Annotated in this window: 9 protein-coding genes; 4 read left to right on the top strand and 5 right to left on the bottom strand. The window is 57.4% G+C overall.

The features are described from left to right. The 3 genes from BSF44_RS31105 to BSF44_RS11045 form a co-directional block, all read left to right on the top strand. A partial coding sequence (locus BSF44_RS31105) for a hypothetical protein (RefSeq protein WP_371918242.1) occupies positions 1-85 on the top strand: 85 nt, incomplete at its 5' end. Positions 86-228: 143 nt separating this feature from the next. Then, complete coding sequence (locus BSF44_RS11050; protein WP_095943521.1) at positions 229-1356, top strand: FAD-binding oxidoreductase; 1128 nt, start codon at positions 229-231, stop codon at positions 1354-1356. 90 nt (positions 1357-1446) lie between these two features. Next, the gene (locus BSF44_RS11045; protein ID WP_095943520.1) at positions 1447-2088 is read left to right on the top strand and encodes a transcriptional regulator; all 642 of its coding nucleotides are present in this window, start codon (positions 1447-1449) and stop codon (positions 2086-2088) included. Positions 2089-2186: 98 nt separating this feature from the next. On the opposite strand, the gene BSF44_RS11040 is transcribed toward BSF44_RS11045, so the two are convergent. From BSF44_RS11040 to moaC, 4 genes are all read right to left on the bottom strand, one after another. Next, complete coding sequence (locus BSF44_RS11040; RefSeq protein ID WP_095943519.1) at positions 2187-2963, bottom strand: ABC transporter substrate-binding protein; 777 nt, start codon at positions 2961-2963, stop codon at positions 2187-2189. Between the two features lie 294 nt (positions 2964-3257). Next, a complete protein-coding gene (gene moaE / locus BSF44_RS11035; RefSeq protein ID WP_007989960.1) occupies positions 3258-3710 on the bottom strand; it encodes a molybdopterin synthase catalytic subunit MoaE in 453 nt (150 codons plus the stop codon). 3 nt (positions 3711-3713) lie between these two features. After that, a complete protein-coding gene (moaD, locus tag BSF44_RS11030) occupies positions 3714-3956 on the bottom strand; it encodes a molybdopterin converting factor subunit 1 (protein ID WP_095943518.1) in 243 nt (80 codons plus the stop codon). Beyond that, positions 3953-4426 (bottom strand): cyclic pyranopterin monophosphate synthase MoaC, encoded by a 474-nt coding sequence (gene moaC, locus BSF44_RS11025; protein WP_007972660.1) that lies wholly within the window; start codon positions 4424-4426, stop codon positions 3953-3955. Before moaC ends, moaD begins: the two co-directional genes overlap by 4 nt. A 628-nt stretch (positions 4427-5054) precedes the next feature. Between moaC and BSF44_RS11020 the strand changes: the two genes are divergently transcribed. Further along, positions 5055-5498 carry an HIT family protein gene (locus BSF44_RS11020; RefSeq protein WP_095943527.1) on the top strand — a complete coding sequence of 148 codons (444 nt, stop codon included), beginning with the start codon at positions 5055-5057 and terminating at the stop codon, positions 5496-5498. A gap of 52 nt (positions 5499-5550) precedes the next feature. On the opposite strand, the gene BSF44_RS11015 is transcribed toward BSF44_RS11020, so the two are convergent. After that, on the bottom strand, positions 5551-6945 hold the full coding sequence (locus BSF44_RS11015) for a PhoH family protein (RefSeq protein ID WP_008050144.1): 1395 nt from the start codon (positions 6943-6945) through the stop codon (positions 5551-5553). Positions 6946-7213 lie beyond the last annotated feature (268 nt).

The raw sequence follows: 7213 nt of genomic DNA, 5'->3' as shown, positions 1-7213 counted from the left end.
TGACCGACACGTATTCTTCCGCTCGATCGGCCTGGGCCTGGAAGACATTGCGCTGGCCAATGCAATCTATCGCCTGCAGCCCTGACACCGCGATCAACTGTAGGAGCGAGCCTGCTCGCGATGGTGTATCTGACACATTGATGTCGACTGACACACCATCGCGAGCAGGCTCGCTCCTACAGGGAGATCTCTTCAGTTTTGAGAATTACGCCCCAACAGGAGACGTTCATGAGCCAGGCAGATTTCATCATCATCGGCGGCGGGATTGCCGGTGCTTCCACGGGTTTCTGGCTGTCGCAGCACGGCCGCGTGATCGTGCTCGAACGCGAATCCCATCCGGCCTATCACTCCACCGGCCGTTCGGCTGCGTTGTACACCGCCGCCTACGGCACCCCGCAAGTGCGGGCATTGACCCTGGCCAGCCGCGATTTTTTCGACAACCCGCCCGCTGGCTTCTGCGAACACCCGTTGCTGACCCCGCGCGGCGAAATAACCGTGGATTTCACCGGTGACCCGGACGAACTGAACAGGCAGTACCAGAGCGCAAAAACCACGGTGCCGGAAATGCAATTGCTCGACGCCGACGCGGCCTGCGCGTTGGTGCCGGTCCTGCGCCGGGAAAAGGTCCACGGCGCCATCTACGACCCGACCGCCAGCGACATCGACACCGATGCCCTGCACCAGGGCTATTTGCGCGGCATCCGCCGCAACCAGGGCGAAGTGCATACCGACAGCGAAGTCGTGAACCTGAGTCGCGACGACAAAGGTGTATGGCAGGTTCAGACCAACAGCCAGACCTTCAGCGCGCCGATCGTCATCAACGCCGCTGGCGCCTGGGCCGACAAGATCAGCGAACTGGCCGGCGCCAAGCCCCTGGGCCTGCAACCCAAACGCCGTGCCGCGTTCATCTTCGCCGGCCCCGAAGGCGTGGACATCCACCATTGGCCAATGCTGGTCAGCCTCGACGAATCCTTCTACATGAAACCCGACGCCGGGATGTTCCTCGGTTCGCCGGCCAACGCCGACCCGGTGGACCCCCACGATGTGCAGCCCGAAGAACTGGACATCGCCATGGGCATTTACCAGATCGAAGAAGCCACAACCCTGACCATTCGCCGCCCGACCCGCACCTGGGCCGGCCTGCGCAGCTTTGTCAGCGACGGCGACTTGCTGTCCGGTTTCGATCCGCAGGTACCGGGGCTGTTCTGGGTCGCGGCACAAGGCGGTTATGGCATCCAGACCTCGCCGGCCATGGGCCAGGCCAGCGCGGCACTGGTGCGCGGCGCCGCGTTGCCCGAGTCGCTCGGCCATTTTGGCCTGAATGCCGAAATGCTTTCCCCTGCCCGCCTCGGCTGATCCTGATCCTCAGGTGACGTGCCCACACGATTACGGCACACTTTCAGCGCCCCTTTGATGGGGCGCTGACGCTGCCTGGAGTTCCACTGTATGAACGCCCCCGAAAAAGACTCGGCCCCGAACACCACGTCGCTGGATAACTTCCGGGCGATCGCCGATGCCATCGCCACGCTGTTCTTTCCCCACGCCGAAGTGGTGCTGCACGACCTGCGCACGCAAAAGGTCGACTACATCGCCAACAACCTGTCCAAGCGGGAAATCGGCGACGACTCGGCGCTGGAAGACATGCTCAGCGACGATGTCAGCGAACGAAACATCGGGCCGTACGAAAAGCTCAACTGGGATGGTCAGAAGATTCGCAGCCTCAGCACAGTGCTACGGGACAGCGAAGGTCACCCGCTGGCGGTGCTGTGCATCAACCTGAATATTTCGTTGTTCGAAAATGCCAAGGCCGCCCTGGACCTGTTCCTGTCGCCGACCAAGCTGATCCCGCAACCGGATGCACTGTTCCGCGATGACTGGCAGGAGCGGATCAACACCTTCCTCCACGCCTGGCTGCGCGAGCGCCAACTGAGCCTGAATCTGCTGACTCGCGACCACAAGCGTGAACTGGTGCTGGCGTTGCACGCCGAAGGCGCGTTCAAGGGCAAAAGCGCATCGAACTACGTGGCCAATGTGCTGAACATGGGCCGGGCGACGGTGTACAAGCATTTGAAGGAATTGAAGGGCTGAAGATTTGCCGTGGTCCCATCGCCAGCAGGCTGGCTCCCACATGGATTTGCGGTATAAACAAAACCTGTGGGAGCCAGCCTGCTGGCGATGGCGGTAGATCAGTCGCCGTAAATGTCGGACTTGAAATACTTGTCCGAAATCTTCTGGTACTCACCATTGGCACGAATGCCATCAATGGCCGTGTTCAGCTCGCTGACCAGTTCGGTGTTGCCCTTGCGCACGGCAATCCCGGCACCCTCGCCCACATATTTCGGATCTTTCAGCTCCGGCCCGACAAAGGCGTAACCCTTGCCACGGGGCATCGACAGGAAGTCATTGAGCGGAATGGTGTCGGCAAAAATCGCGTCGAGGCGACCGGCGGCCAGGTCCATGTAGATTTCTTCGTTGTTGCTGTAGCGCTTGACGTTGATGCCCTTGGGCTCGAACACCTCGGTGGCATAACGGTCGGTGGTGGTGGCGCGCTGCACGCCGACGTTCTTGCCCTTGAGGCTGGCGTACTGGTCATCCACCACCGCGCCATCCTTCATCACCAGGCGCGACGAGGTGAAATAGTACTTGTGGGTGAAGTCCACCGACTTCTTGCGGTCTTCATTGATGGTCATGGACGACAGCGCCATGTCGATTTTCTTCACCTTCAGGGAAGGAATCAGACCGTCGAACTCGCCTTCGACCCACACACACTTGGCCTTCATCTGTGCGCACAGGGCATTGCCGATGTCATAGTCAAAACCGACGATTTCGCCTTTGTCGGTTTTCGAGGCGAAAGGTGGGTAAGCGGCTTCAATGCCAATGCGCAGGGTTTTCTCGGCGGCGAATACAGAACTGCACGCCAACAGGCTCAAGGCCAGACCGGTGATGAGGGGGAACTTCTTCATGTTCGTTTTCTCGCGGTTGTTGTTGGTTTGGCAAGACAGAAGAAAAAGCTGAAACGGGTGGAAACCTTTTTTGTACTTATAATTCCATCTTGGACTTTTATGTATTGGCCGTCAATCAGGCAAATGCAGCCCATGCCGGCCGATGGTCGGGTGGTGAATCATCAAGACTTTTAGTGATGCAGATGACGCCATCGAGAGCAGGCTCGCTCCTACATTGGTCCTGCGAACACAGATCCAGTGTGGGAGCGAGCCTGCTCGCGATGAGGCCCGAAGAGACAACAAAAAACTATAGGTTTACTGCTTCCAGCGATCCGCCGCCGCATGATCACTGTCACGCCCCTCGACCCAACGCGGCCCGTCACTGGTGTTTTCTTTCTTCCAGAACGGCGCACGGGTTTTCAGGTAGTCCATGACAAAGGCGCAGGCGTCGAATGCCGCCTGACGATGGGCGCTGGCCGCGCCGACGAAGACAATCGGCTCGCCCGGTTCCAGGGCGCCGATGCGGTGCAGCACTTCCAGCTTGAGCAACGGCCAGCGCTGCTCGGCCTCGATGGCAATCTTGCCGAGGGCCTTTTCGGTCATGCCGGGATAGTGTTCGAGGAACATCCCGGCGACGTCGAGGCCGTCATTGAAGTCGCGCACATAGCCGACAAAACTCACCACCGCACCCACGCCGACATTGGCATCGTGCATGGCATTGACTTCGGCACCCGGGTCGAACGCGGTGGACTGCACGCGAATCGCCATGGCTCAGCCTCCGGTCACAGTCGGAAAGAACGCCACTTCATCGCCCTCGCTGACCGGCTCGTCGAGCTGGCACAGGTCTTCATTACGGGCGCACATCAAGTTCTGTTCGCTCAACACCTCGGCACCGTCACGTTGGGCCAATAGCGCGCGGACGTCGTCGACGGTGGCGAAGTTGCCTTCCACTTTCACCGAGTCCACACCCAAAGCTTCGCGATAACGGGCGAAAAACCTCACGGTAACGTTCATGGCTGCTCCGCCTGGAAATGTCCGCTCTTGCCGCCGACCTTCTCCAGCAGACGCACGCTTTCGATGGTCATGCCACGGTCCACGGCCTTGCACATGTCGTAGATCGTCAGCGCGGCGACACTGGCGGCGGTCAGGGCCTCCATCTCGACGCCGGTCTGCCCGGACAGCTTGCAGCGCGCCACGATGCGCACCGAATCGTCGCCTTCGGCACTGAGCTCGACCTTGACGCCGGTCAGCATCAGTGGATGGCACAGCGGAATCAAATCGCTGGTTTTCTTCGCCGCCTGAATGCCGGCAATGCGCGCCACGGCAAACACATCACCCTTGGGGTGGCCGCCGCTGACAATCATCTGCAGGGTTTCGGGCAGCATGCGCACCAGCGCTTGAGCGGTCGCCTCACGGAACGTCACGGCTTTTTCAGTGACGTCGACCATGTTGGCGCGACCTTGGGAATCGAGATGAGTCAGCACGGGATTACTCCTGATCAGGAGCGTCGATTGTAAACCTGCGGGTCAATTATTCGCACGCACGATTGTCGGCCCACCACAAACCAATGTGTGCGGGCTTGCTCGCGAAGGCGGCGTAAGAGTCAACATCCATGCTGAATGTCTGATCGCTTTCGCGTGCAGGCTCGCTCCCACTGGTTTTTCATATACCCATAAAAACCGGGCGGTTGTAAGGCCGCCCGGTTCCGCTGGACAGTTACAAAAGCGCTTCCTTATTGAGTTTACAACCCCCGACGGAAGCTTTGCCAAATAACAAAAATAAATGTAACAAAACCATACTCGAAATTCGTTTTTTTACATCACCGAACGACTTAAATTTATGCACCAACTGATAATTCACTGATTATTTTATAATAAATATCAACGTAAGGATTTTCCGTAAGCCCGCCCCCATGACCTGCAATGAAACCTCCTACAACAGAATGATTGACCGAGTTGTTCATTCGAGAAAAGCTGATCGACAAACCTAACGATTCTACAAAATTCAGTACAGAGGTATCGTACAAGGTTTTTTCCTCTGGCCTCCGGCAGGAGCTCAACGGGGCAGACCTTACACGTCAACTCAACCATGGTGGCACACGGGAGGCTAGTCATGTCCGCGCGGACAATTTACTCAGGAAAACACATCGTAATCTCTCACTGCCGGGACTGCGACATCCCTGGCTACATGATTATTTCTCTTAAGCGGGACATATCAAGACTCGCAGAACTAAGTTCGGCGGAAAGCGCTGAACTGATGAAAGGCCTGGCACTTACGGAGCGAGCCTTAAACACGCTATTTTCTCCTGAAAAAATATACATAATGCGTATTTCCGAACTCAATCATGAACTACATTTTCATGTTTTCCCCAGGTATACCTCCGTGACCAAGTTATATTTGGCGGAACACAATGAACGCATTATTGATGGCCCTTTCTTTTTCAGCTGGACGCGAAAAAAGTTCAGTAGCTCACAGCCTGAGCCGACCCAAGAGGTATTGGACGCTCAATCAATTCTTACGGAAACCCTCAAGGGCTATTTTTCGGAATCTCTGTAAACAGCGTACAAAAAACCGGGCGACCTTGCGGCCGCCCGGTTCCGATGGACAGTTACAAATGCGATTCGGCGTATTCGGCCAGGATCGAGCGTGGTACCCCTTGCAGGGTGATGTGCACCCCGTTCGGGAAGTCCTTGAAGCGTTCAGTGAGATAGGTCAGCCCGGAGCTGGTCGCGGACAGGTAAGGGGTGTCAATCTGCGCCAGGTTGCCCAGGCACACCACTTTGGAACCGGCGCCGGCACGGGTGATGATGGTTTTCATCTGGTGCGGCGTGAGGTTCTGGCATTCGTCGATCAGGATCAGGCTCTGCTGGAAGCTGCGGCCCCGGATGTAGTTGAGGGATTTGAACTGCAACGGCACTTTGCTGAGGATGTAGTCAACGCTGCCATGGGTGCTTTCATCATCCATGTGCAAGGCTTCGAGGTTGTCGGTGATGGCGCCCAGCCACGGCTCCATTTTTTCCGCTTCGGTGCCGGGCAGGAAACCGATTTCCTGGTCCAGGCCCTGCACGCTGCGGGTGGCGATGATGCGGCGATAACGTTTGCTGACCATGGTCTGCTCGATCGCAGCGGCCAGCGCCAGGATGGTTTTACCCGAACCGGCGGCACCCGACAGGTTGACCAGGTGGATGTCCGGATCGAGCAAGGCGTACAACGCCAGGCTCTGATAGATATCACGCGGCTTGAGGCCCCAGGCTTCCTGGTGCAGCAGCGGTTCCTGGTGCAGGTCGAGGATCAGCAAGCGGTCTTCTTCAATCTCCTTGATCCAGCCGACAAAGCCCTGTTCATCAATGATGAATTCGTTGATGTGCACCGCCGGCAGGTTGTCGATCAATTGCACCTGATGCCAGGTGCGGCCGTGGTCCTGACGGGTTTCGACCTTGCTCACGCGGTCCCAGAAAGAGCCGGTCATGTTGTGGTAGCCGTTGGGCAGCAAGGACACGTCATCGACCAGTTGGTCGGTGCTGTAGTCCTCGGCCGCGATCCCGCAGGCGCGCGCCTTGAGGCGCATATTGATGTCTTTGGTGACCAGCACCACGGGCTTTTTCGGGTCGCGCGCGTGCAGGTCGATCAGTTGGTTGATGATTTTGTTGTCGTTCAGATGCTCGGGCAGAATCAGGTTCGGCTCGGCATGCTTGCTCATCAGAATTGACAGCAAACCCTTGGGTCCGCTTTTACCACGCTGGATCGGCACACCCTGCTCGACGTCCTCGGGTGAGGCATCGCCCAGGGTCTTGTCGATCAGGCGGATGGCCTGGCGGCATTCGGCGGCTACGCTGTGATGCCCGCTCTTGAGCTTGTCGAGCTCTTCAAGCACGGTCATCGGGATCGCGACGTGGTGTTCTTCGAAGTTGAGCAGCGCGTTTGGATCGTGAATCAATACGTTGGTATCGAGTACATAAAGGATTGGCTGGTTGGAAGAAGAGCTACGTCCGTGATCATCCATACTCGGTCACCTTTGTGGGAGCCATTCGACGCAATACCTTGACGGTGCTGCGCCTCGAAGTGACTGCCGAATACACCTGCGGGGACTCAAGTGTTCTGCATACATGCGGGGTCTTGGAAGACGCCACCTGTGTTGCAGGTTTCGGCGGTCTGTCTTCGTAATACTCCAAAACGTGTGACAGAAAAAAGTACTTTGACGCTTTTTTGAAGTTTATTTTGCAGATTGACCAATAGCACTTGGCGGACTGCCATCACCCGTTTAAAGTCGG

This window comes from Pseudomonas sp. ACN8 (assembly GCF_002303925.1).
Classification (GTDB): Bacteria; Pseudomonadota; Gammaproteobacteria; order Pseudomonadales; family Pseudomonadaceae; genus Aquipseudomonas.
The sequence above is the reverse complement of the archived record's forward strand: the minus strand, read 5'-3'. Positions and strand labels throughout refer to the sequence as shown.

What these genes read in the sequence shown, in the direction of transcription:
- BSF44_RS11050 (WP_095943521.1), top strand. Translation starts at nt 229, where the DNA reads ATGAGCCAGGCAGATTTCATCATCATCGGCGGCGGGATTGCCGGTGCT.
- BSF44_RS11045 (WP_095943520.1), top strand. Translation starts at nt 1,447, where the DNA reads ATGAACGCCCCCGAAAAAGACTCGGCCCCGAACACCACGTCGCTGGAT.
- BSF44_RS11040 (WP_095943519.1), bottom strand. Translation starts at nt 2,963, where the DNA reads ATGAAGAAGTTCCCCCTCATCACCGGTCTGGCCTTGAGCCTGTTGGCG.
- moaE (WP_007989960.1), bottom strand. Translation starts at nt 3,710, where the DNA reads ATGGCGATTCGCGTGCAGTCCACCGCGTTCGACCCGGGTGCCGAAGTC.
- moaD (WP_095943518.1), bottom strand. Translation starts at nt 3,956, where the DNA reads ATGAACGTTACCGTGAGGTTTTTCGCCCGTTATCGCGAAGCTTTGGGT.
- BSF44_RS11020 (WP_095943527.1), top strand. Translation starts at nt 5,055, where the DNA reads ATGTCCGCGCGGACAATTTACTCAGGAAAACACATCGTAATCTCTCAC.
- BSF44_RS11015 (WP_008050144.1), bottom strand. Translation starts at nt 6,945, where the DNA reads ATGGATGATCACGGACGTAGCTCTTCTTCCAACCAGCCAATCCTTTAT.